This is a genomic window from Aureimonas sp. D3, assembly GCF_001463805.1.
Classification (GTDB): Bacteria; Pseudomonadota; Alphaproteobacteria; order Rhizobiales; family Rhizobiaceae; genus Aureimonas; species Aureimonas ureilytica_A.
In genome coordinates this window covers 1-26,837 of sequence record NZ_BBWM01000033.1, presented here as the reverse complement: position 1 = coordinate 26,837, position 26,837 = coordinate 1, and the positions used below count along the sequence as shown (strand labels likewise).

General features: G+C 66.6%; 23 protein-coding genes and 1 pseudogene. 5 read left to right on the top strand and 19 right to left on the bottom strand.

What is annotated here, in order from left to right; genetic code table 11:
• Nucleotides 1-47: 47 nt before the first annotated feature.
• On the bottom strand, nucleotides 48-1,280 hold the full coding sequence (locus AUL36_RS09130) for a GTP-binding protein (protein WP_062219930.1): 1,233 nt from the start codon (nucleotides 1,278-1,280) through the stop codon (nucleotides 48-50).
• Between the two features lie 244 nt (nucleotides 1,281-1,524).
• Here AUL36_RS09130 and AUL36_RS09125 point away from each other — a divergent pair, with 244 nt between their 5' ends.
• On the top strand, nucleotides 1,525-2,556 hold the full coding sequence (locus tag AUL36_RS09125) for an aspartate-semialdehyde dehydrogenase (RefSeq protein ID WP_058635520.1): 1,032 nt from the start codon (nucleotides 1,525-1,527) through the stop codon (nucleotides 2,554-2,556).
• Nucleotides 2,557-2,638: 82 nt separating this feature from the next.
• On the opposite strand, the gene AUL36_RS09120 is transcribed toward AUL36_RS09125, so the two are convergent.
• A complete protein-coding gene (locus AUL36_RS09120) occupies nucleotides 2,639-3,232 on the bottom strand; it encodes a fused DSP-PTPase phosphatase/NAD kinase-like protein (protein WP_062219928.1) in 594 nt (197 codons plus the stop codon).
• A gap of 95 nt (nucleotides 3,233-3,327) precedes the next feature.
• Nucleotides 3,328-4,713: an Nramp family divalent metal transporter gene (locus tag AUL36_RS09115; RefSeq protein ID WP_082655732.1), complete on the bottom strand. Its 1,386-nt coding sequence runs from the start codon at nucleotides 4,711-4,713 to the stop codon at nucleotides 3,328-3,330.
• A gap of 634 nt (nucleotides 4,714-5,347) precedes the next feature.
• Between AUL36_RS09115 and AUL36_RS09110 the strand changes: the two genes are divergently transcribed.
• Nucleotides 5,348-5,773 carry a Fur family transcriptional regulator gene (locus tag AUL36_RS09110; RefSeq protein WP_058602145.1) on the top strand — a complete coding sequence of 142 codons (426 nt, stop codon included), beginning with the start codon at nucleotides 5,348-5,350 and terminating at the stop codon, nucleotides 5,771-5,773.
• A 63-nt stretch (nucleotides 5,774-5,836) separates the two neighbouring features.
• On the opposite strand, the gene AUL36_RS09105 is transcribed toward AUL36_RS09110, so the two are convergent.
• A complete protein-coding gene (locus AUL36_RS09105; protein ID WP_062219927.1) occupies nucleotides 5,837-6,271 on the bottom strand; it encodes an OsmC family protein in 435 nt (144 codons plus the stop codon).
• A gap of 219 nt (nucleotides 6,272-6,490) precedes the next feature.
• Between AUL36_RS09105 and AUL36_RS09100 the strand changes: the two genes are divergently transcribed.
• The 3 genes from AUL36_RS09100 (at nucleotide 6,491) to AUL36_RS09090 (ending at nucleotide 8,952) form a co-directional block, all read left to right on the top strand.
• The gene (locus tag AUL36_RS09100) at nucleotides 6,491-7,447 is read left to right on the top strand and encodes a tyrosine recombinase XerC (protein WP_062219957.1); all 957 of its coding nucleotides are present in this window, start codon (nucleotides 6,491-6,493) and stop codon (nucleotides 7,445-7,447) included.
• A 32-nt stretch (nucleotides 7,448-7,479) separates the two neighbouring features.
• Nucleotides 7,480-8,511 (top strand): TraB/GumN family protein, encoded by a 1,032-nt coding sequence (locus tag AUL36_RS09095; protein ID WP_062219926.1) that lies wholly within the window; start codon nucleotides 7,480-7,482, stop codon nucleotides 8,509-8,511.
• A 177-nt stretch (nucleotides 8,512-8,688) separates the two neighbouring features.
• Nucleotides 8,689-8,952, top strand: a complete 264-nt coding sequence (locus AUL36_RS09090) for a hypothetical protein (RefSeq protein WP_062219924.1) — start codon at nucleotides 8,689-8,691, stop codon at nucleotides 8,950-8,952.
• 220 nt (nucleotides 8,953-9,172) lie between these two features.
• Here the strand turns inward: AUL36_RS09090 and AUL36_RS09085 are convergent, their stop codons facing one another.
• The 15 genes and pseudogenes from AUL36_RS09085 to AUL36_RS24205 form a co-directional block, all read right to left on the bottom strand.
• A complete protein-coding gene (locus AUL36_RS09085) occupies nucleotides 9,173-10,267 on the bottom strand; it encodes a GGDEF domain-containing protein (RefSeq protein ID WP_192843808.1) in 1,095 nt (364 codons plus the stop codon).
• A 547-nt stretch (nucleotides 10,268-10,814) separates the two neighbouring features.
• A complete protein-coding gene (gene lpdA / locus AUL36_RS09080) occupies nucleotides 10,815-12,233 on the bottom strand; it encodes a dihydrolipoyl dehydrogenase (protein WP_062219921.1) in 1,419 nt (472 codons plus the stop codon).
• Nucleotides 12,234-12,255: 22 nt separating this feature from the next.
• Complete coding sequence (locus AUL36_RS09075; protein ID WP_058602151.1) at nucleotides 12,256-12,657, bottom strand: MAPEG family protein; 402 nt, start codon at nucleotides 12,655-12,657, stop codon at nucleotides 12,256-12,258.
• 127 nt (nucleotides 12,658-12,784) lie between these two features.
• Entirely contained in the window at nucleotides 12,785-13,366 is a 582-nt protein-coding gene (locus AUL36_RS09070; RefSeq protein WP_156418317.1) for a hypothetical protein, read from the bottom strand.
• Between the two features lie 111 nt (nucleotides 13,367-13,477).
• Complete coding sequence (gene odhB, locus AUL36_RS09065; RefSeq protein WP_058602153.1) at nucleotides 13,478-14,725, bottom strand: 2-oxoglutarate dehydrogenase complex dihydrolipoyllysine-residue succinyltransferase; 1,248 nt, start codon at nucleotides 14,723-14,725, stop codon at nucleotides 13,478-13,480.
• Nucleotides 14,726-14,779: 54 nt separating this feature from the next.
• A complete protein-coding gene (locus AUL36_RS09060) occupies nucleotides 14,780-17,791 on the bottom strand; it encodes a 2-oxoglutarate dehydrogenase E1 component (RefSeq protein ID WP_058602154.1) in 3,012 nt (1,003 codons plus the stop codon).
• Between the two features lie 244 nt (nucleotides 17,792-18,035).
• Nucleotides 18,036-18,938, bottom strand: coding sequence for a succinate--CoA ligase subunit alpha (sucD, locus tag AUL36_RS09055; protein ID WP_058602155.1), 903 nt, complete (start codon nucleotides 18,936-18,938; stop codon nucleotides 18,036-18,038).
• Nucleotides 18,939-18,946: 8 nt separating this feature from the next.
• Nucleotides 18,947-19,444 (bottom strand): DUF1579 family protein, encoded by a 498-nt coding sequence (locus tag AUL36_RS09050; RefSeq protein ID WP_062219917.1) that lies wholly within the window; start codon nucleotides 19,442-19,444, stop codon nucleotides 18,947-18,949.
• Nucleotides 19,445-19,452: 8 nt separating this feature from the next.
• The gene (gene sucC, locus AUL36_RS09045; protein WP_062219915.1) at nucleotides 19,453-20,646 is read right to left on the bottom strand and encodes an ADP-forming succinate--CoA ligase subunit beta; all 1,194 of its coding nucleotides are present in this window, start codon (nucleotides 20,644-20,646) and stop codon (nucleotides 19,453-19,455) included.
• Between the two features lie 571 nt (nucleotides 20,647-21,217).
• Complete coding sequence (zapE, locus tag AUL36_RS09040; protein ID WP_082655731.1) at nucleotides 21,218-22,399, bottom strand: cell division protein ZapE; 1,182 nt, start codon at nucleotides 22,397-22,399, stop codon at nucleotides 21,218-21,220.
• Between the two features lie 339 nt (nucleotides 22,400-22,738).
• The gene (locus AUL36_RS09035; protein ID WP_062219913.1) at nucleotides 22,739-23,308 is read right to left on the bottom strand and encodes a protease inhibitor Inh/omp19 family protein; all 570 of its coding nucleotides are present in this window, start codon (nucleotides 23,306-23,308) and stop codon (nucleotides 22,739-22,741) included.
• Nucleotides 23,309-23,835: 527 nt separating this feature from the next.
• Nucleotides 23,836-24,477: pseudogene (locus AUL36_RS09030) on the bottom strand (carbonic anhydrase); the annotation flags it as partial.
• A 415-nt stretch (nucleotides 24,478-24,892) separates the two neighbouring features.
• On the bottom strand, nucleotides 24,893-25,663 hold the full coding sequence (locus AUL36_RS09025) for a DUF429 domain-containing protein (protein WP_062219909.1): 771 nt from the start codon (nucleotides 25,661-25,663) through the stop codon (nucleotides 24,893-24,895).
• Between the two features lie 43 nt (nucleotides 25,664-25,706).
• The gene (pdxY, locus tag AUL36_RS09020; protein WP_062219952.1) at nucleotides 25,707-26,606 is read right to left on the bottom strand and encodes a pyridoxal kinase PdxY; all 900 of its coding nucleotides are present in this window, start codon (nucleotides 26,604-26,606) and stop codon (nucleotides 25,707-25,709) included.
• An 11-nt stretch (nucleotides 26,607-26,617) separates the two neighbouring features.
• Nucleotides 26,618-26,837, bottom strand: a 220-nt coding sequence (locus AUL36_RS24205; RefSeq protein WP_374700753.1) for a hypothetical protein, incomplete at its 5' end; no start/stop codon positions are given.

Sequence of the window (26,837 nt, the reverse complement as noted above, 5' to 3'; positions counted from 1 at the left end):
GCGCGAGGCCGGTCTCTCCTATGAGAGGCCGGCCTTTCTCTTAAGTCTCAGGCCGCGCGACCCCATTGCGGAAACGGGTCGGGCAGGGCGCGGAAGCGCGCGGCGTCGAACACGTCCGCCGGGCCGACGAGGCAATCGTCCAGCGCCTCGCGAATCGCCGCCTCGTCCAGCCCCGCGCCGATGAAGACGAGTTCCTGCCGCCGGTCGCCCCAGGGCGCGGACCAGTTGCGGCGCAGGAGATCCTGCCATTCCGGCACGTCGGGCCAGCGCTCGCGCGGCACCGCCGCCCACCAGCGCCCGAGGCCCGACACGCGCGCCACTGCACCTGCCAGCGAGAACTCGCCCACCCAGTCCGGCCGCGTCGCCAGCCAGAAATGGCCCTTGGCGCGGATGAGGCCCGGCCAGACCGCCTTGACGAACGCGTCGAAGCGCTGCGGGTCGAAGGGTCGGCGCGCGCGGTAGACGAAGCTCGTCACGCCGTATTCCTCCGTCTCGGGCTTGTGCGCCTCGGGCTGGTATAGTTCCTTGTACCAGAGCGGATGGGTCTGCGCCGTTTCCTCATGGAACAGGCCGGTGTCGAGCACCTCGCCCAGCGGCACGCGGCCGAAATCGGTCTCGACGAGGCGCGCGGTCGGGTTCAGCGCGGTAACAACCGAGCGCACCGCCTGAAGCGTCAGCTTGTCCACTTCGGACGCCTTGTTGATCACCACCACGTCGGCGAACTCGATCTGCTCCACCAGGAGATCCACCAGCGTGCGCTCGTCGCCCTCGCCCGCCGTCTCGCCCCGCTCGGAGAGAAGCACATGCGAGCCGTAGTCGCGCAGGAGGCTGGAGGCATCCACCACCGTCACCATCGTGTCGAGGCGCGCGCGGTCGGACAGGCTTTCGCCCGCCTCGTCGCGGAAGGAAAAGGTGGCGGCCACCGGAAGCGGCTCGGCGATGCCCGTGCCCTCGATCAGGAGATAGTCGAAGCGCCCTTCCTCGGTGAGGCGCTTTACCTCGGCCATCAGATCGCCGCGCAGCGTGCAGCAGATGCAACCGTTCGTCATCTCCACCAGCGTCTCGTCGGTGCGCGACAGATCGGCCCCGCCCTCGCGCACCAGATCGGCGTCGATATTCACCTCGCTCATGTCGTTGACGATGACGGCGACGCGCCGCCCCTCGCGATTGTTGAGGATGTGGTTGAGCAGCGTCGTCTTGCCCGCGCCCAGAAAGCCGGACAGGACGGTCACGGGAAGGCGGGTATCGGTCGGCGTCTCCTGGCAGCGATAACGGCCCATGCGGATCTCCTCGGTAATGTTATAATATTACATAGACCCATTCCAAAGGTGACCGCAAGCCGGAAACCAGCTTCGGCCATTCGGAGCGATTGACAGGGCGAGCGGGCTGGCGCATGAGAAGCGCCATGTCCGCGCTTTCGACCAAAACCACGATTACGCCCTGACCCTCGTTCCGCTCGCCCCCGGAACGGGGCTAGAAGCGCATGACGAGTTCTTGCAGGGGGCGGTGGAACAGGTCAGACCCATGGGTTACAAGGTTGCAGTGGTCGGCGCGACGGGCAATGTCGGCCGCGAAATGCTCAACATCCTGGACGAACGCGGCTTCCCGGCCGACGAAGTGGTGGCGCTCGCCTCCCGTCGTTCGCAGGGCACCGAGGTTTCGTTCGGCGACAAGACCCTGAAGGTCAAGGCGCTCGAACTCTTCGACTTCTCCGACGTCGATATCTGCCTCATGTCCGCCGGCGGCTCGGTCGCCAAGGAATGGGCACCCAAGATCGGCGCGCAGGGCTGCGTCGTGATCGATAATTCCTCGGCCTTCCGCTACGATGCCGACGTGCCGCTGATCGTGCCCGAAGTGAACGCCGACGCCGTGACCGGCTTCACGCAGCGCTACATCATCGCCAATCCGAACTGCTCCACCGCGCAGCTCGTGGTGGCCCTGAAGCCCCTGCACGACAAGGCCAAGATCAAGCGCGTCGTCGTCTCGACCTATCAGTCCGTTTCGGGCGCGGGCAAGGAGGGCATGGACGAGCTGTTCGAGCAGAGCCGCGCCGTCTTCGTGGCCGATCCCGTGACCGCCAAGAAGTTCACCAAGCGCATCGCCTTCAACGTCATTCCCCATATCGACGTCTTCATGGAAGACGGCACGACCAAGGAAGAGTGGAAGGTCATGGCCGAGACCAAGAAGATGCTCGATCCGAAGATCAAGGTCACCTGCACGGCCGTGCGCGTGCCCGTCTTCATCGGGCACTCCGAGTCGGTGAACATCGAGTTCGAGAACCCGATCACCGCCGACGAGGCGCGCGAGATCCTGCGCGAAGCCCCCGGCTGCCTCGTGATCGACAAGCACGAGGATGGCGCCTATGCGACGCCGATCGACACGGCGGGCGAGGACGCGACCTATATCAGCCGCATCCGCGAAGACCAGACGCTGGAGAACGGCCTCAACATGTGGGTCGTGGCCGACAATCTGCGCAAGGGCGCGGCGCTGAACGCGATCCAGATCGCCGAGTTGCTCGTCAACCGCCGCCTGCTCGGCGCCAAGAAGGCCGCCTGAGCGCGCCAACCGCTCCGCTGACATAAAAGGGGCGGCGCCATCTTCGGCGCCGCCCTTTTTCGTTTGGCTTCGGTTTCTTGTCTCAGCGAGCGGCCACGGAAGCTGCCGCCGGGCTTGGCGTGGCGTCCGCCGCCGAATATTCGGCAAAGGCTTCGTCCATGGCGCGGGTCTTGTTGCCGAGCCATGGGAAATGGCCGAACATGAGCGACAGCTGATCGGCCGCTTCACCTGCGGCCTGGCCTTGCGAAAGCTCGTAGATCGCGGAGGCGAGGCCCGTGCGATCGGCCCCTTGCAGGCAATGGATCAGAAGCGGCTTGGGCGCATCGCGCATGACGGCTGCGAGATGGCGCATTGTGGCGAGGTCGGGCTTGTGGCGGGCCGACAGCGAGACGGAGATGTATTCGACGCCGTTGGCCTGTGCGACCGCCCGCTCCTCCTGCCACCAGGCCTCATCTGGATGCTCCCCGCGCAGATTGAGGATCGAGCGCACGCCTTGCGCCTGAATGGTACTGGCGAGATCGGCCGGGCTCATCTGCGCAGCGCGGATCACGCCGCCGCCGACCTCATGCAGATTGCCGCCGAGCAAGGTGAGGCCGAGCAGCGCCGGCACGGCGAGAGCGGACGCCCCCAGGCTCGCCAGAAGAAGACAGACGATTTTCCCGCCGACCGAACCCATGGCCCCTCACGACCCAAACCTGCTGAGGGTTTGTTAGGGCCGCGAGATGGAGACAGCGTCGAGGTTTCCATACGGTTTCGTATAGGAGCGAGGAATCAGCCCGCGAAACCGGAATTCACGAAGTCCAGAACCAGCTTCACGTTGAGCGCGACGATCAGCGTCGCGATCGCGCCGGCGATGGCGAGCAGCCAGACCGGGGCCCGGAAGTTCCCCATCTTGCTGCGGTCGCGCGACATGAGCACCAGCGGCACCACGGCGAAGGGCAGCTGGAGCGACAGGACGACCTGACTGAAGATCAGGAGCTGGCCGGCGCTTTGTTCGCCATAGGCGATGATGATGCCGGCCGCCGGCAGAATGGCGAGGCCGCGCGTGATGAGGCGGCGCACGACCGGGCTGATGCGAAGGCGCAGGAAGCCCTCCATCACGATCTGGCCGGCCAGCGTCGCCGTCACGGTGGAGGAGAGACCCGAGGCCAGCAGCGCGATGGCGAAGAGCACCGGGGCGATGGCCGCACCCAGAAGCGGCGTCAGCAGCGAATGGGCCTGTTCCAGATCTTCGACGCTGCCATGGCCGGTCGCGTGGAAGGCGGCGGCGGCGAGGATGAGAATGGACGCGTTGACGACCAGCGCGATGCCGAGCGCGAGGGTCGAGTCGATCGTGGCGAATCGGATCGCCTCGCGCTTGCCCGCCTCGTCCTCGCGGTAGGCGCGCGTCTGCACGATGCCGGTGTGCAGATAGAGGTTGTGCGGCATCACCGTGGCACCCAGAATGCCGAGCGCGAGATAGAGCTGACGCTCGTCGGTCACGATCGAGGCCGAGGGCAGAAAGCCGGCGAAGATCGCCGCGATCGAGGGCTGGGCCAGAAGCAGCTGGCCGACAAAGCAGAGCGCGATCACCAGGATCATGGTCGCGACGAAGGCTTCGACATAGCGAAAGCCCCGCGACTGCAGCCAGAGAATGACGAAGACGTCGAAGGCGGTGACGACGACGCCCCATTCGAGCGGCAGGCCGAACAGGAGTTTCAGCGCGATGGCCGTGCCGATGACTTCGGCAAGATCCGTTGCGACGATGGCGAGTTCGGCCAGAATCCAGAGGCCGACCGAGACCGGCTTGGGATAGGCATCGCGGCAGGCCTGAGCGAGATCGCGGCCCGTGGCGATGGCGAGCCGCGCGCAAAGCGCCTGAAGCACGATCGCCATGAGAGAGGACAGAAGCACCGCGAAGAGCAGCGTGTAGCCAAACTCCGAGCCGCCCGCGAGCGAGGTCGCCCAATTGCCGGGGTCCATATAGCCGACGGCCACGAGATAGCCGGGGCCCAGAAAAGCGAGGAAGCGCCGGAACAGCGTCCCGCCGTCTCCGACCCCCACGCTGCGGAACGACTGGTGCAGCGAGCCCTCCCCGCGCTCCCGCGCAAAGCCTTGTTGATCGGGCGGGTTGGCGAAGGAAGGGGCGATCTCGGCCTCGGCCTGACGCGACGACATGCGGGAACCATCCTTTGCGGACTGCGAGCGAGAGGAAAGCTAGGAGCAATCCGCCAACCCGTCAATGCAATTGCAAATGATTTGCAAGAAAAGACCATTGCGTCGCGTTGGATGAGGCGCAGCCTCGGGATACGCTGTTCGAAGGCGGCCGGGGTGTGCCGGCGGCGGGTGGCGATCCGGCGAGACGAGAGACCTGCGAGCGCCGTGAGCCGGCAGCGACAGCACGCGCCTCTCACGGACTCTGAGGGCGCTGACTAGGACGCTCAAGCCGCAGGAGCGATCCATCGATTCCGGTATGCGTCCGCTCGGTTCAACGCGGTGCGATCCCGAGACTTCGAAGCGCCCCCTGACTCACCAACCCCATCCCGAGAGAGGCGAGGTCCGCTCTGGTGCTCGCCCTTCCAGACCTCAGGAGCGACGGCCCCCCAATGAGGTTTCCCTTCCGCCTCCTTGGACGCGCCGACAGGCGCTCGGGTGGAAAGCGGGCAAGCTGCGCGAAGCCGGAAACGCAGGTCCTGCGGTATGAGCGATAGAGCGGCTCGACCAACGCCACCGAGTCGGTCCTGTCGGACGCATCCAAGTCCTGCCCGGAAGCGTCTCGCGCGCCGTGCCATTTGCGGGTAGAGAGCCTTGCATGAGCACGGCGAGCCAAGCCCACGACTATGAGAAGCTGCTGCGCGAAGCGGGTGTGCGCATCACACGGCCGCGGCGCACGATCCTGCGCATCCTCAGCGAAGGCGGCGACCATCCGGACGCGCTGGAGATTTTCCGGCGGGCCTCGGCCATCGACCCTTCCATCTCCCTGTCGACCGTTTACCGCACCATGCGGCTTCTGGAAGACAAGGGCGCGATCCATCGCCATGCCTTCGCCAACGGCCCCTCCCGCTTCGAGCAGGCCGACAGCGACCATCACGACCATCTGATCGACATGGACACGGGCGCGGTGATCGAATTTCGCTCCGACCGGATCGAAGCGCTGCAGGACGAGATCGCGCGCGAACTCGGCTACGAGATCGTCTTTCACCGGCTCGAACTCTACGGGCGCAAGCGGCGCGGCTAAGTCTCACGCGCCATGAGAAAGCCCGCCGCATCAGCGGCGAGCTTTCGTTTCATGAATGCGGGATCAGACCAGCTTGGCGTCCAGCGAAACCTCGATGGCGCCGAGCGCCTTCGAGATCGGGCAGCCTTCCTTGGCCTGATTGGCGAGCTTCTGGAACGCCGCGTCGTCGATGCCCGGCACCTTGGCTTCCAGCGTGATGGCGCTCGACTTCACCTCGAAGCCGCCATCGGCCTGCTCGACGCTGACCACGGCGCGCGCCTTCAGCTCGTCGGCGGGCGTGCCGTTCTCGGCCAGGAAATGCGACAGCTGCATGGCGAAGCAGCCGGCATGGGCGGCGGCCAGAAGCTCTTCCGGGTTGGTGCCCGACTTGCCGGATTCGTCTTCGAACCGAGCCTTGAACGAATAGCCGTGCTGGCTGAGAGCGCCCGACTGGGTGGTCAGGTTTCCCGTGCCGGTTCCGAGCGCACCGTTCCAGACGGCGGTTGCATGGCGCTTCATGCGGATCTCCTCGTTTCGGCGGACGATCGTCGTCCTGTCCCTTGATCGAATGCGGCCGCATGATACGTCCGCATTTCATCCCGCGATGTTCTGGGGCGCGACCGGCCAGTTTCCAGCGCGGCAACCTTTCATTTACGCCGAAGCGGCCAGATAGTTGAAACAGCCATGGGTGGCCCGCGCGTCGCCCCCGTCGTTCGGCTGCAAGGAAAGACGCTCGGCATGAACGCCCCTGTTCTGATCTCGGCGACCTCGGACCTTCTGGCCCTGAAGACGCAATGGCTGCGGCGGCTGGAGGTGGAGCGTCAGGCCTCGCCTCAGACGATCGACGCCTACGAGCGCGACGTGCGCCAGTTCCTCACCTTCTTCGCAGGCTACCAGGGCCGCCCCGTCGCCCCGGCCGATCTCGCCGACCTAAAGCCCGCCGAGTTCCGCGCCTTTCTGGCGGAGCGTCGGCGCGACGGCGCGGGCGCTCGCTCGCTCGGGCGTCATCTTTCGGGCGTGCGATCCTTTATCCGCCATCTGGAGCGCGAAGGACTGGCGTCCGGCGCGGGCGCGGCCTCCATGCGCGCGCCCAAGCGGCCGAAATCCCTGCCCCGCCCCTTGAGCGTGCCGGACGCCCTGGCCGTGACCGAGGAAGCAGGCGCGGGAGCCAGCGAGCCCTGGATCGCGGCCCGCAATGTCGCGGTGCTGACGCTGCTCTATGGCTGCGGACTGCGCATCTCGGAAGCGCTGAACCTGCCGGGAGACGCGCTGGCCGATCCGGGCGCGCGCTCCATGACCATCACCGGCAAAGGCAACAAGCAACGCCTCGTGCCCCTTCTGCCGGCCGTGCTGGAGGCCGTGGCCGCCTATCGGCGTCTGTGCCCCTACCAGCTCGCGGCCGATGGCCCCTTGTTTCGCGGCGCGCGCGGCGGACAGCTCGCCCCCGGCATCATCCAGCGCGAGATGCAGCGGCTGCGCGGCTATCTCGGCCTGCCGGATTCGGCAACGCCCCACGCGCTACGCCATTCCTTCGCCACGCATCTTCTGGCCAAGGGCGGAGACCTGCGCGCCATCCAGGACCTGCTCGGCCATGCCTCGCTGTCCTCGACGCAGGTCTATACCGGCATCGAAGGCGGGCGGCTTCTCCAGATCTATGACGACGCCCATCCGCGCGCGCGGCGCGGCGCGGCTTGACCCACTCTCCTCTTCCCCGTTCGGGATCGCCCATGTTCGCTCTTGCCTCGCCTCGTCCGCTCCTGCGCCGCAGTGCCGCCCTGGTCGCCTTCGCGCTTCTTGCGTTCCCGGCTCAGGCCGAGACCTCCACCTGCGCCAAAGGGACCAGCGCCCTGCCAGCGCTGGAGCAAAGCGGCAAGCTGGCCGAGGCGGAGCGGGAGGCCGCCGAGGTGCCGAATGGCGAAGGCCGGTTCTACCGCGTCGAGCGCGCAAACGTGGCACCCTCGTTCCTCTATGGCACGATGCATCTTTCCGATCCGCGCGTTCTGACCCTCCCCCCAAAGGCGCGCGCCGCCTTCGAGGCCGCGTCGGGCATGGTGGTGGAAACCACCGACGCGCTGGATCAGGCGGTCATGGCCAAGGTGCTGCTTTCGCGCCCCGATCTCACCACCCTGCCGGCGGGCCAAACGCTGGACACGCTGGTGCCGGCGGATGAAATGGCCCGCCTTCAGCCCGAGCTGGAAGCGCGCGCCATGCCGCTCGCCGCCATTCGCACGCTTCAGCCCTGGTTTCTGGCCACGCAGCTTCTGGTCGCCCCGTGCGAGATGGAGCGCATGAGGAGCGGCGCGCAGGTTCTCGATCTGGCGCTCGCCGGCGAGGCGCGCGAAGCCGGCAAGCCGCTGATGGGCCTCGAAAGCGCCGCCGAGCAGCTGGAGGCGCTCGCCTCCCTGCCGCTCGATCTCCAAGTGGACAATCTCGTGGCGACGCTGGACCTCGTGGACCGGCTGCCCGATCTCTTCGAAACCATGACCGAGCTCTATCTCAGCGATCGCATCTCGTTGATCGAGCCCGCAACCTCGGCCCTTGCCCCGAGCGGCACGGACGATGCTCGCTCCATCGAGGTGACGCAGCGCTTCGATGAGGCGGTCGTGCACAAGCGCAACGCCGTGATGTCGGAGCGGCTGGGTCCGCTTCTTCAGCGCGGCGGCCTGTTCGTGGCCGTCGGGGCGCTGCATCTGCCGGGCGAGACCGGGCTGGTCGAAAGCCTCCGGCGCGCCGGCTGGAGCGTGACGCGCATTCCCTGACGAAAGACGCGCGGAGCCGGCGACAACGGCGCCGAAGCATCGTCTGCCTCGGGCCGACAGCGGGCCGGGCTTCGCCAGCCCCCTTCGCGGCGGTCGCCGCTCTCTGCGCGGGCGCAGGGAACCTCGGACCGGCCCACGCTCGTTTCCTCCGCAAATCGATCAGCGGGAGATGCTTCCATGCGCCGACTTCTTTTTGCCCTTCTGGCTCTGCCGCTCGCGGGCTGCGTTCCGACTGCGCCCCCGATTGGTCTCGCCCCCGCCTCCTATCGCCCGCCGGTGCGCCCCGGCTGCGAGAACTATGCCGATCAGACGGCGCGCAACGCCTATGAGAACCTGACAGACCGCGAGGATTCGATCGGCGTCGATCTCCTGAACCGCCAAAGTGCCGAGGATGCGGGACGGCGAGCCTATGCGCGCTGCCGGGCGGGGCGACTGAACTGACAAAGGCTTCCCCCGAGCGAAAGGGACCAAGCCCCCCCGCGCTGAGGCCTGAGCCCATCGACCCTCGCTCTCAAGGCGCATCGTGAGGTCTGTGGAGCAAGGTCGCGGCAGCGGAGCCTTCAGAGCGGGGCTCGCATGCTCTAGAGATCCGCCTATCGAGGGAGAGCCGCGCCGCCGACGCTCAGCACCTGGCGAATGGCTTGGAAGCCAACGAACCCAATCAGGCGTGTTGCCGAGCCTCTGTGCGCTCGGGCAAACGCTTTGCCCCGCTCAGAGCGGCATTGTGCAGGCGGCGGAGATCCTGCGCGGTCGGGGCTTGTTGCGTTGCGATCGGCTCGAACTCGACGCGGTTCCGCCCGTTGGCCTTGGCGCGATAAAGGGCGTGGTCGGCGCGATCGAGGACGACGCGGCTGTTTTCAGGCCCGACAGCCAAGGTTCCACCGATGCTGATCGTCACCCTCTCGCCATCCCGGCCAAGATGGCGGATGTCGAGCGCCAGAACCGCCTGGCGGAAGGCCTCCAACCGCGGCATCATCTCTTCGCCTTCCACAAGCGGAAAGAGGACCGCAAACTCCTCCCCGCCATACCGTGCCACGAAAGCGGCGCCCGCCGCCTTGCGCAGGCTGGTGGCGATGCGACGAAGACATTCGTCGCCCGACAAATGGCCGGCCGTGTCGTTCAGCGCCTTGAAGTAATCGACATCCAGAAGAGCCACGCAGACAGGCTGGCACGGGAGCGCTCGCGCGAGATGCTCCATCAGGCAGGTGTCGAACGCACGGCGGTTGGCGATGCCCGTCAGCGAGTCGACCTTGGCGAGCCGCTCCAACGATGCCAGCTGAGAAATCCGTTGCTGATGGAGCAATCGGCTCCGATAGCGCAGAAGAAAAGCCTCTCGCCGAAGGGCCGAAATCTCCCCGTTCACATGATCGCTGACCATACGCAGGACCATGGCGACACCGATGAAGACGGCGGCCCGGCCGAACGGGAGCAGTGCGATGCCACCACATGCAATCACCAGAACGAGGCCCGCAGTCGCTCGGCGTATCCAGGCCTTGGGAAAAGGCGCGCCGATGGAAATGGCGAGCGTTGCGAGGGGGCCAAGAAGCGTATTCGGCGTCACAGCGCTCTGTGTCCAGAGCGGCAACAATATCAGCTTCATCTGGAGGAAGGCCGTGCCCAGCGTCAAAACACCGACCGCAGCCAGCAACCATTTCCGGCGGGTCAACAGGCTGGCTGGAAAGGCCAGCAATGCCAGAAACACCATCCCTATGACGGCGTATGTATGGATGGGCGTGGCCCAGCCGGCCGGCGTCATGGCCAGACCGAACGCCCAGATGCCGTGGGCGCTTCCCCAGAGTCGGAGCCAGGATCGGATCCGCTTGGGTCGCTCCCGGTCCTCTTGTTCCCGAAACGTCTGTTCCAGCGCTGAAGGGAAAGGCGAGCCGTCGATGCCGCGTGCGAGTTCCGTTTCGACCAGTGCGAGCGAATCTTGCGAGGCGACATCGTCTGTCCGCGGGTCGCCGTGAGGGGAGGCCTGCTTGGCCGCACCTCGGGTGCCCAAAAGATAAACGGCTGCAAGGCTCATCGAACGACCCGACCGGGGACACGGCCCATGCCTCCCCACGATCGCGCCAGATTGAAGCCCGGCACCTTACGCTACGTTAAAGGTTCCCGTGGCCGGGCGTCTCACGTGAAACATACCAAACGGTGTCTTAACCGCGTCGTCCGATGTCGCGCCACCGAACATGAGAACCGGGACCTGGAAGCGTGAAGATCGGGGCGCCGGGAAATTCGCGGCGCCCCTTAAAATTGGGGCACAACCCTGCGTGTCAGCCCGCCGGGTTGTGCCCCGATTCTGGGTCTTACATATGGATCGGCTTGGCAAAAGCCGCGAAGGCTGCCTCGCGCACGGCTTCCGACATGGTCGGATGCGCGTGACAGGTGCGGGCCAGATCCTCCGACGAGCCGCCGAACTCCATCAGCACGGCCGCTTCCGCGATCATCTCGCCGGCGCCATGGCCGACGATATGCGCGCCTAGAACCCGGTCGGTCTTGGCATCGGCCAGAACCTTCACGAACCCATCCGTGTGCAGCATGGCGCGGGCGCGGCCGTTGGCCGAGAAGGGGAACTTGCCGACCTTGTAGGCGACACCGTTCTTCTTCAGCTCTTCCTCGGTCTGACCGACGGAGGCGACCTCGGGCGAGGTGTAGACCACCGAGGGGATCACGGCGTAGTTCACGTGACCCTTCTGGCCGGCCAGGATTTCGGCGAGCGCGATGCCCTCGTCCTCGGCCTTGTGCGCCAGCATCGGACCCTTCACCACGTCGCCGATGGCGTAGATGCCCTCGACATTGGTGCGGTAATGCGCGTCGATCTCGACCCGGCCCGCCTTGTCCAGCGCGACGCCGGCTTCCTGAAGGCCGAGACCGTCCGTGTAGGGCTTGCGGCCGGTTGCGATCAGAACGACCTCGGCTTCCAGCGTCTCGGCCGCGCCGCCCTGCGCCGGCTCGAAGGTCACGCTCGCGCCGGCCGAGCTCTTGGCGACGGCGGTGACGCGCGCGCCGAGCTTGAAATGGAAGCCCTGCTTGACGAGGAGCTTCTGGAACTGGGTCGAGACGTCGGCGTCCATGGGGCCGAGAATCTTGTCGAGATATTCCACCACCGTGACGCGCGCGCCCAGGCGCGACCACACCGAGCCGAGTTCGAGGCCGATGACGCCGCCGCCAACCACCACCATCGTGGCCGGCACCTTCTTGAGCGCGATCGCATCGTCCGAGGAGACGATCGTGTCCCGGTCGAAAGCGACGTCGAGGCCGGGAATGCCGGCGACGGACGAGCCGGTCGCAATGCAGATCGCCTTGGTCTTGAGCGTGCGCTTGGCGCCGTCCTCGGCCGTCACCTCGACCTCGCCGGCCTTCACGATGCGGCCCGCGCCCGTGACGCCGGTGATCTTGTTCTTCTTGAACAGGAAGGCGACGCCGTCGGTGTTGGCGCGCACGGTCTTGTCCTTGTGCGCCAGCATGGTCGGCAGGTCCAGCTCCGGCGTCACCTTGACGCCGAGATCGGCGAAGCCGTGGCTGGCTTCCGCGAACATCTCGGAAGCGTGCAGGAGTGCCTTGGACGGGATGCAGCCGACATTGAGGCAGGTGCCGCCATAGGTGGCGCGCTTTTCCACCACAGCCACCTTCAGCCCGAGCTGGGCGGCCTTCACGGCGCAGACATAGCCGCCGGGGCCGGAGCCGATGACGACGAGATCGAAGGTTTCAGACGTGTCGGACATGGGTTGATCGTCTTTTCGTTTGTCAGAGGAAGCGAATGAGCATGAGGAGAAGCCCGATCACCGAGATCAGCCAGGCGAGGCTGCGGATATAGGGAACCCCGAAGAGATAGAGCGGGATGTAGACGAGACGCGCGACGAACCAGACGAGAGCCCCGGTCGCGCCGATCCCCCCGGTGCGTCCCGAGACGGCCAGCGCGAGAGCCAGCGCAATAAAGGCCGGCCACGTTTCCTGAAAGTTGCGCAGCGCGCGGTCGGCTCGGCCGGCATAGGTTCCGAGGGGCTTGGCCTGCCCGTCGCGCGGACCGGCATTCCACTCTCGGCCCCGCTCGCGTGTCACGAGCTGGCCCTGAAGGCCGACATGAATGAAGAGGATGATGACGGACCAGCCGAGAAGGGCCAGTTCCAGAGACAAGGGCGTGTTCATATCCAAGAAGGCTCCGCACTCGGGCGCGTCATGCGCCGCTTGTCTCCTGAGCTAGGGCGCACGCGGCCGGTCGAAACCATTGCCCACGGCGATCGGGCGCAGCGGGGCGCTGACGCAGGTCCGGTTCTCACGGCTTGGCCGGCGGGTTCGGCTGGGAACAGTCGCCCTGCCCCTCCTCGAACTTCGCCTTGGACTGGCGCAAATTGCCGCGAACGATGCCCATAGGCTGGAAGGGAGGCTCGGCCTGCGTGGCCGGCTGCACGAGACGCAACTCGTAGCAACCCGAAAAGACGGTCGCGGTGCCGCCGCGCGTCGCCTCGACCACGACCGGCAGTCGATAATAGGTGGAGCCCGCCGCTCCTTCCGCCTCGCTCGCGCCGAGCTTCAAGCGCACGCGGCTCGTGTCCTGATAGCCCTTGGCGAAGGTCTCGAAATCCGGCCGGTCCGGCTCCTCACGGAAATAGCTCCAGGCGCGAACGAATTCGCGCCGGTTGATCGCGTTGTAGAGGCTTTCGATCACCGCGTTCGGCGTCGAGCGGTCGTCCCGGTAATCCGGCGTGTCCTGCGCGCGCGCGGGTGCGGCGGGACCGAGCACCAGAAGCCCCAGCAGCATCGCGGACGGGAGCCCGCCCGAGCGTCCGGCAACACGGGCCTTGGAAGGCTTCGTTTCCCTCGTCGTCTCGCGGGGGCATGAGGCGTTCCGGCCCATGGACGTCCTTGGCATTGATACGGCGCTTGGGGGTTGGACGGGAGGCGGCCCGAAGGCCATCTCCCGATGGGATGAGAGAAGCGGGAGACCAGCCCCCGCCAACCCGTGATCTTAGAGGTCGAGCACCAGACGCTCGGGGTCCTCCAACGAGTCCTTGACGCGCACGAGGAAGGTCACGGCTTCCTTGCCGTCGACGATCCGGTGATCGTAGGAGAGCGCGAGATACATCATCGGACGAATCTCGATCTTGCCGCCCACCACCATCGGGCGCTCCTGGATCTTGTGCATCCCCAGAATGCCGGACTGCGGCGCGTTCAGGATCGGCGTCGACATCAGCGAGCCGTACACGCCGCCATTCGTGATGGTGAATGTGCCGCCCTGCATGTCGCTCATGGTCAGCGAGCCATCACGCGCGGCCTTGGCGAGGCGGCCGAGTTCCTTCTCGATGCCGGCAATCGACATCTGGTCGGCGTCGCGCACCACCGGAACCACGAGGCCCTTGTCGGTGCCGACAGCCATGCCGACATGGCAGTAGTTCTTGTAGATGAGGTCTGTGCCGTCGATCTCGGCGTTGACGGCCGGGATTTCCTTCAGCGCGTGCGTCACGGCCTTGGTGAAGAAGCCCATGAAGCCGAGCTTCACGCCATGCTTCTTCTCGAACAGGTCCTTGTAGCGGGCGCGCAGTTCCATCACCGCCGTCATGTCCACCTCGTTGAAAGTGGTGAGCATGGCGGCCGTGTTCTGTGCGTCCTTGAGGCGGCGCGCGATGGTCTGGCGCAGCTTGGTCATGCGCACGCGCTCTTCGCGCGGCGCGTCGGACGCCGAAGACGGCGCGCGGGGGGCGGCCGGAGCGGAGGCGGCGGGCGCCGTCGTGCCCTTGGCGATGGCGTCGAGAACGTCGCCCTTCAGGATCTGACCGCGCTTGCCCGAGCCATCGACGTCGGACGCGGAAACGCCCTTCTCGGCCATGAGCTTCTGCGCGGACGGGGCCGCCGGCATGTCCGAGCCGGACGCGGCCGGAGCCGGGGCGGCGGCCGGAACGGGCGCGGCGTTGCCGTAGCCTTCCTTGGCCTCGGGGGCTGGGGTGGCGGGCTTGGCGCTAGCGGGCGCAGCCGAGGCGCCGGCCTCGCCGATCACCGCGATCAGCGCGCCGACGCCGACCGTCTCGCCTTCCTTGGCGACGATCTCGGCCAGCGTGCCGGCGGCGGGCGCGGGCACTTCCACCGTCACCTTGTCGGTTTCAAGCTCGGCGATGATCTCGTCCTGGCTGACCTGATCGCCCGCCTTCTTGAACCACTGGCCGATCGTGGCCTCGGTAACGGATTCGCCCAGCGTCGGGACTTTGACTTCGGTGCTCATCGCTTGCTCATTCGTGACTGAAATTGGAAACCAAAAGGGTGGGGGCGGCGGCCGTCAGGCCGCCGCGTCGCCGAGAGCTTCCTCGAGGAAGGCTTCCAGCTGCGCGAGATGCTTGGACATGGTGCCCACCGCCGGCGAGGCCGCGGCCTGACGCCCAGCATAGCGGGCGCGGCGCTTGGTGCCGCCGATGCGGTCCAGCACCCATTCCAGATAGGGCTCGATGAAGCTCCAGGCGCCCATGTTCTTGGGCTCTTCCTGGCACCAGACGATCTCGGCATCCTTGAAGCGCGACAGCTCGTTGACCAGCGATTTCGCCGGGAACGGATAAAGCTGCTCGACGCGCAGGAGGTAGATGTCGTCCACGCCCCGCTTCTCGCGCTCTTCCAGAAGGTCGTAATAGACCTTGCCGGTGCACAGCACGACGCGGCGGATGTCCTTGTCCTTCTTGAGCTTCACCGTCAGCGTCGAGGGGCGCATCTCGGCATCGTCCCAGAGGAGACGGTGGAACGAGGTGTCGCCGCCCAGCTCCGTCAGATCCGACACGGCGCGCTTGTGGCGCAGCAGGGACTTGGGCGCCATCAGGATCAGCGGCTTGCGGAAGTCGCGCTTCATCTGCCGGCGCAGGATGTGGAAGTAGTTCGCCGGCGTGGTGACGTTGGCGACCTGCATATTGTCCTGCGCGCATTGCTGCAGGAAGCGCTCCAGACGCGCCGAGGAGTGCTCGGGACCCTGACCCTCGTAGCCGTGCGGCAGCAGCATGACGAGACCCGACATGCGCAGCCACTTGGCTTCGCCCGACGAGATGAACTGGTCGATCACGACCTGCGCGCCGTTCACGAAGTCGCCGAACTGGGCTTCCCAGAGCGTCAAGGCGTTCGGCTCGGCCAGAGAGTAGCCGTATTCGAAGCCGAGCACGGCCTCTTCCGAGAGCATCGAGTTGATGACCTCGTAGGCCGCCTGGCCCTTGGCGAGGTTCGAGAGCGGAATGTAGCGGTTCTCGTTGCGCTGATCGTAAAGGACCGAATGGCGCTGCGAGAAGGTGCCGCGCTCGGAATCCTGGCCCGACAGGCGGATCGGCGTGCCCTCGGTCAGAAGCGAGGCGAAGGCCAGGGCCTCGCCGGTCGCCCAGTCGAGATTCTCGCCGGTCTCGATCGCCTTTGCGCGGTTCTCGAGGAAGCGGCCGATGGTCTTGTGGACCTCGAAATCGGCCGGAATCTCGGTCAGCTTGCGGCCGAGTTCCTTCAGCGTCTTGACGGGAACGCCGGTGATGCCGCGGCGCTGCTCGTCCTCGTCGTCGGCGCGCTTGAGGCCCGACCAAGCGCCGTCGAGCCAGTCCGCCTTGTTGGGCTGGTAGCTCTGGCCGGCCTCGTATTCGGCCTCGAGATCCGCGCGCCATTCGGCCTTGCGGGCATCGACGTCTTCCTGGCTGAGGACGCCATCGGCCACCAGCTTGGCGGCGTAGATTTCGAGCGTCGTCTTCTGCTCGCGGATCTTGCGATACATGATCGGCTGCGTGAAGCCGGGCTCGTCGCCTTCGTTATGGCCGAAGCGACGGTAGCAGAACATGTCGACGACGACGGGCTTGCCGAAGGTCTGGCGGAACTCGATCGCGATCTTGGCGGCGTAGGTCACGGCCTCCGGGTCGTCGCCATTGACGTGGAAGATCGGCGCTTCGACCATCTTCGCCACGTCGGAGGGATAGGGCGAGGAGCGCGAGAAGCGCGGATTGGTGGTGAAGCCGATCTGGTTGTTGATGATGACGTGCAGCGTGCCGCCGACGCGGTGGCCGCGCAGGCCCGACAGGCCGAAGCATTCCGCCACGACGCCCTGGCCGGCAAAGGCCGCATCGCCATGGATCAGCAGCGGCAGAACCTCGGCGCGCACTTCGGCGGGAACCGGCTCGGTGCGGGTGCGCCCGCCGCCGATCTGGTCCTGCTTGGCGCGCGCCTTGCCCATCACCACCGGGTTGACGATTTCCAGATGCGACGGGTTGGCCGTCAGCGAGAGGTGGACCTTGTTCTGGTCGAACTCGCGGTCGGACGAGGCACCCAGATGGTACTTCACGTCGCCCGAACCCTCGACGTCCTCGGGCTTGAAGGAGCCGCCCTTGAACTCGTGGAAGATGGCGCGGCGCGGCTTGCCCATGACCTGGGCGAGCACGTTCAGACGGCCGCGATGGGCCATGCCGAACACGATCTCCTTGAGGCCCATCTGGCCGCCGCGCTTGATGACCTGCTCCAGCGCGGGGATCAGCGATTCGCCGCCGTCGAGGCCGAAGCGCTTGGTGCCCTTGTACTTGATGTCGATGAACTTCTCGAAGCCTTCGGCCTCGATCAGCTTGTTCAGGATGGCGCGCTTGCCCTCGGGCGTGAAGGCGACGCCCTTGTGGAGTCCCTCCATGCGCTCCTGAATCCACTGCTTCTCGACCGGGTTCGAGATGTGCATGAACTCGACGCCGATCGTGGAGCAGTAGGTGCGCTCCAGAATGTCGACGATCTGGCGGATCGAGGCGAATTCCATGCCGAGCACGCCGTCGATGAAGATCTTGCGGTCGAGATCGGCTTCGGTGAAGCCGTAATTGGCCGGACTCAGCTCGTTGTAGTCTTCGTCCGCCGACTTGGCGATGCCCAGCGGATCGAGCTTGGCATGGAGATGGCCGCGCACCCGGTAGGCGCGGATCAGCATGACCGCGCGCACGGAATCGCGCGTCGCCTGGAGAATGTCGGCTTCGGACGGGCCGGCAGCGCCCTTGGGCGCCTCGGCCGCCTTGTCGCGCAGTTTCTTCTCGATGCGGGCCTCGGTCTGGCCCCAGTTGCCGTCCAGCGCGGAGACGAGTTCGCCATTGGCCGCGATGGGCCAGTTGGCGCGCTGCCAGGACGGGCCTTCGGCGTTCTTGACCACCGTCGCCTTGTCGTCGGCCATTGCGCCGAAGAAGGAGCGCCACTCCTCCGACACGGAGGCAGGATCGCGCTCATAGGCGGCCGCCAGTTCCTCGATATAGTCGGCGTTGCCGCCATAGAGGAACGAGGTCTGCGCGAAGGATTCGTTCGCCGGGTTGCGTGCCATGATCTGAAAACGCGGCTCCCTTTTTGTCGGGCGCCGTCTCCTTGAAAACTGGAAGGTGGCGAAGGACCGTCACTTCGCCGTTCACTCGAAACGCGTCTTACCCGGCCATTCTTGCGCGAAGACCTCCGAACAGGAGCTCCTGCGCAAGAGCCGCGCGGGCCGGGAGCCGCGCGGCATCGCCTTGTCGAACCTCAATCCGGCCGAAACGGGGCAGAAACGACCCGCCTCGCCGGAAGAAGATGCATCAGCCCTTCAGGACTTCCACCAGCGTCTTGCCCAGACGCGCCGGCGAGGGCGACACGCGGATGCCCGCCGCCTCCATGGCCGCGATCTTGGACTCCGCATCGCCCTTGCCGCCGGAGACGACGGCACCGGCATGGCCCATCGTGCGGCCCTTGGGCGCGGTGCGGCCCGCGATGAAGCCGGCCATCGGCTTCTTGCGGCCGCGCTTGGCCTCGTCGATCAGGAACTGCGCGGCGTCTTCCTCGGCCGCGCCGCCGATCTCGCCGATCATGATGATCGACTTGGTCTCGTCGTCGGCCAGGAACATCTCCAGGACGTCGATGAACTCCGTGCCCTTGACCGGATCGCCGCCGATGCCGACGGCCGTGGTCTGGCCGAGGCCCTCGTTCGTGGTCTGGAACACCGCCTCGTAGGTCAGTGTGCCGGAGCGCGAGACGATGCCGACATTGCCCTTCTTGAAGATGGAGCCCGGCATGATGCCGATCTTGCACTCGTCCGGCGTCATGATGCCGGGGCAGTTCGGGCCGAGAAGGCGCGACTTCGACTTGTCGAGCTTGGCCTTCACGCGCACCATGTCGAGCACCGGAATGCCCTCGGTGATGCAGGTGATGAACGGGATTTCAGCCTCGATCGCCTCGATGATGGCGTCGGCCGCGCCGGCGGGCGGCACGTAGATCACGGAAGCATTGGCGCCCGTGGCGTCGCGCGCTTCGGCGACCGTGGCGTAGATCGGCAGGCTCTCGCCCTTCGAGCCGGTCCAGGTCTCACCGCCCTTCTTGGGGTGAATGCCGGCGACCATCTGCGTGCCGTGATAGGCCAGCGCCTGCTCGGTGTGGAACGTGCCGGTCTTGCCGGTCAGGCCCTGCACGATGATCTTGGTGTTCTTGTCGACGAGAATGGACATGCGAGCCCTTAGCTTTGGATGAGGTTGGAAGAGGGGGAGGCCGCACGGCGATAGACGCCGCTGACGACTTCCTGCCAGGTATCGCTGCCCACGGGCGAAAAGCTTACGCCCATCCGGTAGCGGTCCTCATTTTCAAAAGTGAATACGGTGCGCTGCCTGCCGCGCGGGGATGTCCTCGTGAAGACGAGTCCATCCTCCTGCCAAGCGCCGGAAGCGGGCGCGGGCGGAACGAATCCCACGGTGTCGAACGGATAGAGCTTGTATAGCTGGTCTGCCGGATCGAACCCGATGAGATTGCGCGCCTCGAACGAGACAGCGCCATCCCGCCTCTGACGGTAGCGTTGCTCCAGGAAGAAGCCGCCGAGAACAAGCTCGGCTTGAACTTCCCCCGTTGCGCGTCCCTCCTTAGCCCAGGCCGACGCCGCGACATGCTCTTCCCCGTCCCAAGCGCCGACGAAGGCGCTCAGGCGAGAATGAAGGTCGGATGGGTTGGGCTGGAGGGCCATCGTAAGTCTCAGGCGTTGACCGCCGCGACGATCTTCTTGGCCGCGTCGTCGAGATCGTCCGCTGCCGTGATGGCGAGGCCCGACTCGTTGAGGAGCTTCTTGCCGAGATCGACATTGGTGCCTTCGAGGCGCACCACCAGCGGAACCTTGAGGCCGACTTCCTTCACGGCGGCGATCACGCCTTCCGCGATGACGTCGCACTTCATGATGCCGCCGAAGATGTTGACGAGGATGCCCTCGACGCGCGGATCGGCCGTGATGATCTTGAAGGCCGCCGCGACCTTCTCCTTGCCGGCGCCGCCGCCGACGTCGCAGAAGTTCGCCGGCTCCTTGCCGTAGAGCTTGATGATGTCCATCGTCGCCATGGCGAGGCCCGCGCCGTTCACCATGCAGCCGATATTGCCGTCGAGCGCGACATAGGCGAGGTCCCACTTGGAGGCCTCGATTTCCTTGGCATCCTCTTCGGTCTCGTCGCGCAGCTCGCGCATGTCGTCGTGGCGGAACAGCGCGTTGCCGTCGAAGGAGACCTTGGCGTCGAGAACGCGCAGATGGCCGTCCGTCATGACGATCAGCGGGTTCACTTCCAGAAGCGCCATGTCCTTCTCGGCAAAGGCCTTGTAGAGCGCCGGGAAGAGCGACTTGGCGTCCTCGCGCGCCGCGCCGTCGAGGCCGTAGGCGTCGGAGATCTTGGCCACATCGGCTTCGGTCACCCCCGTCTCGGGGTCGATCGCGATCGTGTGGATCTTCTCGGGCGTGTCGTGCGCGACGGCCTCGATGTCCATGCCGCCTTCGGTGGAAACCACGAAGGCCACGCGGCCGACCGAGCGATCCACCAGCAGCGAGCAGTAAAGCTCGCGGGCGATATCCGCGCCGTCCTCGATATAGAGGCGGTTCACCTGCTTGCCGGCGTCGCCCGTCTGCGCGGTGACGAGCGTGTTGCCCAGCATGTCCTTGGCGTGGGCGACGACCTCTTCGATCGACTTGGCGAGGCGCACGCCGCCCTTGGCGTCGGGGCCGAGTTCCTTGAACTTGCCCTTGCCGCGACCACCGGCATGGATCTGCGACTTCACGACATAGAGCGGGCCCGGCAGCTGCTTGGCGGCGGCTTCGGCCTCGCTGGCGCTCGTGATGGCGACGCCGCCCGCGACGGGCGCGCCAAAGCCCTTGAGAACCTGCTTGGCCTGGTATTCGTGAATGTTCATGGGATCATCTCGTTGAGAGCGGGATCGGCGCAGCCGGCAGGGCGGGTGGGAGACCCGGCCGCAGCAGGCTGCGAAGCGACAGGCGAGAACAAGGGCGTCGGCCATGGCCATCCGTCGGCGCGGATAGCGCGCGAAGATTGAGCCAGGATCGTGCGCAATCGCGCCATGACGCCTCGTTTCGCATCCACGGCGCGAACCGAACCTCAACACCCGGATCGTAGGAAGCGATCGCGCCTCGCACGCCCGGCCCTGAGCCCTGCTCGTCGCCGTTGTTGCCGGCTGACTACCCCCCTCCCGGAGAAAGTGCAATCATTGCTTTTTGCACTCCAGCAGATTCAACCGGTTAGACCATGTGGGAATTACGTAAAGGTCAATGACAAAGCTCCGCATTCCCAACAGGAAAGCCGGAGCGAGGTGCCTTTGATGAATTTTTTCGCAAACTGCTGAGAGCGTGGGGCTTCGCGGATCGGCCGCGCTTCAACACAGCCACAAAGGCGCAGGACGCGTCATTCGAGAAGCTGCAAGGCCGACGGCACGGTGCCAGCGTTCGGCCCCCGCCCTCGAGCGGGCGTCAGGCTGCCTTCGTGGCCTTGGCGGCCGCTTGCGCCAGATACTCGTCGGAGCGCATTTCGGTGAGGCGCGAGACGGTGCGGTCGAACTCGAAGAGTTCGGTGCCCGATGTGCCGCGGTACAGCTCATGGGCCGGAGCCGCCGCCGACAGAATGATGCGCCGACCCGCATCGTAGAGCGTGTCGATCAGAAGAATGAAGCGCTTGGCCTCGTTGCGCTGATCCTGCGTCATGACGGGCACGCCGTCCAGAACCAGCGTGTGATAGCGCGCGGCGAGCGCCAGATAGTCGTTGGCGCCCAGCGGGCGCTGGAGAAGATCGGCAAAGGCGAAGCGCGCGGCCCCCTGGCCCGCACGCGGCACGGCGATGCGCCGGCCCGCCACTTCGAAACCCTCTGCCCGCTCCGGCGCGCCGCCCAGCACCTGCCGCCAGAGCGCGTCCATGCGTGCTTCCGCCTGGGGGCCGAGCGGCGTCACATAGACATCGTCCCCGCCCACCGTTTCCATGCGATAGTCGGTCGGCGCGTCGAGAAAGAACACGTCGGCCCTCGACTTCAGCGTCTCCACGAAGGGCAGGAAGAGCGGGCGGTTCAGCCCGTTGCGGTAGAGATCATCGGGCGCGACATTGCTGGTCGCCACCAGGACGACGCCCTGCGCGAAGAGCGCGTCGAACAGGCGCGACAGGATCATCGCGTCGGCAATGTCGGTCACCGTGAACTCGTCGAAGCACAGGAGACGGGCCTCGGCCGCGATCGCCTCGGCCACCGGCGGGATCGGATCGTCGCCCTTGGCCTCTCCCGCCTTCACCGCCGCGCGATGGGCGTTGATGCGCTCATGCGCCTCGCGCATGAACTCGTGGAAGTGCAGCCGTCGCTTGCGGGGCTCGGAGGAGAGGCGGAAGAACAGGTCCATCATCATGGACTTTCCGCGCCCGACCGAGCCGTGGATATAAAGGCCGCGTGGGGCGGCAGGCTTCTCGCGCTTGCCGAAGAGCCAGCCGAGCGCGCTGGATTTGGCCGGCAGCGCCTGAAACTTCAGCTCGCGCTCCAGCCGATCCAGCCGATCGGCCAGAACCGCCTGGATCGGGTCGGGCTGGATGTCGCCGGCGCGCACGCGCCGCTCCAGCTCGCTGCGCACGGGTCCGCGCTCGGACCCCGGCGTTCCGTAACCCTTCGCATCAGGCATGTCGGATCAACCTCGAAAGAAGCGGGAGGCCAGCCGATGGCAGAGGAAAAAGGGTATCGAGCCCGATCGCGCGCATTGGCCGGTATGCATGGGCAAGGCTCATAGCACCGCCGCCGCCGCACCGCAAAAACGCCGCCCCATTCAGAGCCGCAACGGCGGCAGAAGGGAGCGGCGTGACATCTCTGCCCCAAGCCTCCGTTGCAGGAACAGGCTGGACCTTCGGACGCTGATCGGACATTCGCCGCGCCTCGGGCCAACGCGCCGCGCGATCGGAACCGCGCGACGTCTTTCACGAGCGAACCTTCCCGGCCGATCCCCGGCTCGGAAACGAGTCCGCCTTTAGCGGTAGAGGCTGACCGACTGGCCGCCGCTGGTGGTGCCCTCGTAGCGGGTGCCGCCGGCATTGGAGAGCGTGGCGACCGTGGAGCCGCCCGAATCCTTCAGCACGACTTGGCTGCCCGAGACGTCCCAAGCCGACACGTCGGCGACCTGACCGGGGCAGCCGCGCGAGGCCGCGCGGTAGCCGCCCGTCCACTGCGTCAGCGCCATGAAGATCTGGCAATTGCCGCCGCCCGAAGACACGCGCCACGCGCCGACGAGACCTTCGCGGGTCACGGGCGCGGCGGAGGCCGTCTTGGTCGGCTGGGCTGCCGGCTGCGCACCGGGGGCGGGCGTCTGGCCCGGAGGGGTCTGGCCCGGAGGCGGCGTCTGCGCCACGGGCGTTGCCGGCGGCGGGGGCGGCGGGGGCAACTGGCTCGCATAGACCTGCCCGGCCGGGGCCGCGCGCACGGGGGCAACGCCGCCGCCGCCCAGATTGCCACCGCCGCCGAAGCTGGGGGCGACCGAGTTGCACCCCGCAAGGCTCAGAAGCGCCGCCATTGCCACGCCCGTCTTCATCCACTGGGTCATGCGTGCCCGATCCTCGTTCGCATCCGCCAAGCCGCGCCGCCGAGGCCGCGCGCCGTTTCTTAACCGTTAAAAGGGGCCGTCCCCCGATTTCGCAAGCGGGAACGGGATGTCTTCATTAAAATGCAAGGTAAATTGTGGCGGCGCGGCCACGCAAGGGCGAAGGCGAGCTTCCTTGTGGTGCGTCGATTCCGTTGCCGGTTTGACAGGGCGCCGGCGGAGCGAACGAGCCCTCGCTACCCTATCCCGCTGCGCGCAGAGGCAGAGCCGACCCTTTTTGGATGATTGGGACCTGCCGCCCGTATCGGTTGCGTTGAGGGGCCCATGAAACGGGGAGCGGCGCCCCGGCCCATCGGGGCCAAGGCGACCGGCAGCGTCTCAAGCCAGGAAGCGGATTCCTGGACCCGCCTCATACTCCCCTCGCCTCAGTTCGCCCCTTCGGACAGGGCGTCCTCGCCGATCTCCTCGCTATCGCCGGCGCGGTGCATCGGGTCGCCTTTCGCGATGCTGTCGCCCGGCTCGGGGTCGAGATCCACCAGCGGGCGCTGGAAATCGCCGCTTTCGGGATCCATCGCCCAAAGTTCGGCCGTCGAAATGTCGAACCAGGCGCCGTGCAGGGTCAGATCGCCCGCCGCCTCGCGCTCGACGATATAGGGGAAGGAGCGCAGATTGCCGATAGAGGTGCGGATGGAAATGCGCTCCAGCGCGGTCTGGCGCTCGCCGGAGGTCAGAAGCTCGTTGGCCGAAACGGCGGCGGCGACCGGCTCCAGAATGCTCATCCACTTGCCGATGAAATCGCCGGGCGACAGCGGTTCGGCATCGGGCGACAGCGCGGCCTTGATACCGCCGCAACGCCCATGCCCCATCACGACGATATGTTTGACCTTGAGGGCCTGAACCGCGAATTCGAGCGCGGCGGAGGTGCCATGGAAATCACCGTCCGGCTGGTAGGGCGGCACGAGATTGGCGACGTTGCGCACCACGAACAGTTCGCCCGCGCCCGCGCCGAAAATGGTCTCGGGTGCCGCACGCGAGTCGCAGCAGGCAATCACCATGGTTTCGGGCGCCTGCCCCTCGCGTGCCAGGGTGCGGTAGCGCTGCGTTTCCTGGAGATAGCGGCCTTCCACAAAGCTGCGGTAGCCCTGAAGGAGGGGCGTCGGAAGAAGGGACATCGAGCGCTCCATATCTGATGACGCGAGGGGCCGAGCGTGCGAATCAGCCCCAGTTCGGACCGTCTCTAACCTTTTTTGCATCTGCTCACATAGGCGGCTGACGGTTCTTATGAAGCGGAAATCGACGTTGAATCGCCCTTTTCCGATAGGCCCATCGAGGTTTCCCTTCGTCCATTGCCTGAAAGGGCGATCAACCCGTCAGGGGAGAGGCCCCAGCCCGAGGGAACCGATCCGGTTCTAAGAACCGGGGATAGAACCATTCGGCGGAGGGCGAGCGAGGGATTGTTTCTGTCGGCGAGGCGCCGGGCGCAGGCCATGCAGCGCATGGACGAGCACCGGCAACAATGCGCGGCGGCAACGATGCCCGGCGGGAACAAGACCCGGTCGATCGATCCGAACGGTTCTGTCCCCGGTTCTAAACCCAGATCGCGACGGGCAGGCCGAAGGCGTCGCGTCCCGGCGGATCGGGAAGGCTGACGGCTTGCCCCGCGAGCAGACGGCGCGCGACGAGAAGGAGGGCGCAGGCGTCCAGCCTGTCGTCTTCGCCGGCGCCGCGCGGCAGGGGCTCGGCCAGAAGTTCCGGCGGCAGGCCGCAGGAAAGAAGCAGGGCACGGCGCTCCGCCATGCCGTCCTCGAACGGCCGCCCGCCGCGCTTCTTGGAATGGCGCATGGCCTCGCCGCCATTGAGCTGCGCGAAGGCGATCTCGGGGTGGCTTTCGAAGACGCGCGCGGAAAGAGCAGCGTCGGCGCGCAGCAAGGCGTCGAGTTCTAGAATGCGGGGAAACAGGCCGAAGCCTTGGATCGACACGGCGCGGGGCGGATCGGAGGTGGCGCGTGCCAGCGCACAGACGCGGGCGAACACCTCCCGGCGATGCGCTTCGCTGCCGAACGGCCCGGCTCCGGCCTCCACCGCCGCGCGGGCGGGAATGGAGAAGATGCTGGAGCGCCGGCCGGGCGACAAAAGCGGGCGAGCGGCGATCTCGGCCTGGCGCCCCGCACCCATGATGCGCTCGGGCAGGCCGATCGGCATGTCCACGGCGAAAAGCGCGTCATCGGGCAGATCGGCGAGGAGCGCGTCGAAGCGAGGGGTGGTACGAAGCTCGGCGCGCCCATCCTCGTGCTCGATCGCCGCGATCCAGCCGGCGCGGCACCCATCGATGCCGACGAGGCATCGCCGCGCCGTCACACCCGAGCTTTGCCGGCTAACTCGCGGTTGGAGCGGGACGCAATCACGCGCGCCGTCCACCCGTCGCGAGACGGCGGATCTGCACCATGGCCATGGGCGTCTTCAGACTGTCGGCGTCGGTTTCCAGCGTCAGCTCGTCCTTACCGCGCTTGGTGGTGCGGGCGAGGATTTCGAACACGGCGGCCGTGGTGGATTGCAGCGCCTTTTCGCCCGACAGGCCGGCGAGCTTGCGCGCCAGGAACACCGCGCCGGTGAGATCTCCGAGCCCGTTCGGCACGCCCTCGATGCGCCGATGCTCGGCGAGGATGGCGGCGTCATGCTCCACCAGAAGATTGCCGATGCCCCCCCGCAGGAGCGGATAGGCCGAGGTGACGACGACCGAGCGCGGCCCCAGCGCGCTGGCCGCTTCCACCAGATGCTGATTGCCGGAGAATTCGAGGCCGGTGAGGAACTCCAGCTCGAAGCGGTTGGGCACGGCGATGTCGGCAAGCGGAATCAGACGGTCGCGGATCGCCTCCAGAACTGGGCGCGGCTGGTAGAGCCGGCCCGCCCCATCCGCCCCGCCGTCGCCGAGCACGGGGTCGCAGAGATACAGCGCGCGCGGGTTCTTCGCCTTCACCGCCTGGACCAAAGCGGCGGTGGCCTCCACCTGCTCGGCCGCGCCGAAATAGCCGGAGATGACCGCGCCGACCTCGCCGAGCCAAGGCGCGTTCGCGAGATCCTGCATGAAGGCCGCAAACGCGCCGGGCTCGGGCACGATGCGCGTCGAAGGCCCGTGGCCGGGATGCCAGGGTAGCGTCACGGTCGGCACCGACCAGACGGGATAGCCCAGCGTTTCCAGCGCGAAGACCACGGCGCGGTTTCCCACCGTGCCGCGTGCGACATGGGACGAAATGGAGATGACGGCCGGTTTTTCGTCCGGCGCGGAGGAGGGTTGGGACATGAAGGTCTGGTTCACTCCGCCATAAGCTGTCCGACCAGGACGAAGGCGAGCACGATGAAGGCGGCAAGCCCCGCCAGCCGCCCGATCCGCGTGCCCCAGACTTCGATTCGGTCGGCCGGGTCGGCATCGCCGGCCCAGAAGTGGCGGCGGGCGCCGAGCACCATCCGCTCCACGCCCGCCCCGGTTTGCGGCTCGGTTTCCTGGCGCACACGGCGCAGGATCGCCTCGGCC

Excerpts from the sequence above, each read along its gene's own strand:
- zapE (WP_082655731.1), bottom strand. The coding sequence starts at position 22,399 with ATGCCTGATGCGAAGGGTTACGGAACGCCGGGGTCCGAGCGCGGACCC.
- AUL36_RS09035 (WP_062219913.1), bottom strand. The coding sequence starts at position 23,308 with ATGACCCAGTGGATGAAGACGGGCGTGGCAATGGCGGCGCTTCTGAGC.
- AUL36_RS09105 (WP_062219927.1), bottom strand. The coding sequence starts at position 6,271 with ATGAAGCGCCATGCAACCGCCGTCTGGAACGGTGCGCTCGGAACCGGC.
- AUL36_RS09095 (WP_062219926.1), top strand. The coding sequence starts at position 7,480 with ATGTTCGCTCTTGCCTCGCCTCGTCCGCTCCTGCGCCGCAGTGCCGCC.
- AUL36_RS09100 (WP_062219957.1), top strand. The coding sequence starts at position 6,491 with ATGAACGCCCCTGTTCTGATCTCGGCGACCTCGGACCTTCTGGCCCTG.
- AUL36_RS09110 (WP_058602145.1), top strand. The coding sequence starts at position 5,348 with ATGAGCACGGCGAGCCAAGCCCACGACTATGAGAAGCTGCTGCGCGAA.
- AUL36_RS09070 (WP_156418317.1), bottom strand. The coding sequence starts at position 13,366 with ATGGGCCGGAACGCCTCATGCCCCCGCGAGACGACGAGGGAAACGAAG.
- sucC (WP_062219915.1), bottom strand. The coding sequence starts at position 20,646 with ATGAACATTCACGAATACCAGGCCAAGCAGGTTCTCAAGGGCTTTGGC.
- AUL36_RS09125 (WP_058635520.1), top strand. The coding sequence starts at position 1,525 with ATGGGTTACAAGGTTGCAGTGGTCGGCGCGACGGGCAATGTCGGCCGC.
- AUL36_RS09120 (WP_062219928.1), bottom strand. The coding sequence starts at position 3,232 with ATGGGTTCGGTCGGCGGGAAAATCGTCTGTCTTCTTCTGGCGAGCCTG.
- AUL36_RS09050 (WP_062219917.1), bottom strand. The coding sequence starts at position 19,444 with ATGGCCCTCCAGCCCAACCCATCCGACCTTCATTCTCGCCTGAGCGCC.
- sucD (WP_058602155.1), bottom strand. The coding sequence starts at position 18,938 with ATGTCCATTCTCGTCGACAAGAACACCAAGATCATCGTGCAGGGCCTG.
- lpdA (WP_062219921.1), bottom strand. The coding sequence starts at position 12,233 with ATGTCCGACACGTCTGAAACCTTCGATCTCGTCGTCATCGGCTCCGGC.
- AUL36_RS09075 (WP_058602151.1), bottom strand. The coding sequence starts at position 12,657 with ATGAACACGCCCTTGTCTCTGGAACTGGCCCTTCTCGGCTGGTCCGTC.
- pdxY (WP_062219952.1), bottom strand. The coding sequence starts at position 26,606 with ATGTCCCAACCCTCCTCCGCGCCGGACGAAAAACCGGCCGTCATCTCC.
- AUL36_RS09115 (WP_082655732.1), bottom strand. The coding sequence starts at position 4,713 with ATGTCGTCGCGTCAGGCCGAGGCCGAGATCGCCCCTTCCTTCGCCAAC.
- AUL36_RS09130 (WP_062219930.1), bottom strand. The coding sequence starts at position 1,280 with ATGGGCCGTTATCGCTGCCAGGAGACGCCGACCGATACCCGCCTTCCC.
- AUL36_RS09085 (WP_192843808.1), bottom strand. The coding sequence starts at position 10,267 with ATGACGCCGGCCGGCTGGGCCACGCCCATCCATACATACGCCGTCATA.
- odhB (WP_058602153.1), bottom strand. The coding sequence starts at position 14,725 with ATGAGCACCGAAGTCAAAGTCCCGACGCTGGGCGAATCCGTTACCGAG.
- AUL36_RS09090 (WP_062219924.1), top strand. The coding sequence starts at position 8,689 with ATGCGCCGACTTCTTTTTGCCCTTCTGGCTCTGCCGCTCGCGGGCTGC.
- AUL36_RS09060 (WP_058602154.1), bottom strand. The coding sequence starts at position 17,791 with ATGGCACGCAACCCGGCGAACGAATCCTTCGCGCAGACCTCGTTCCTC.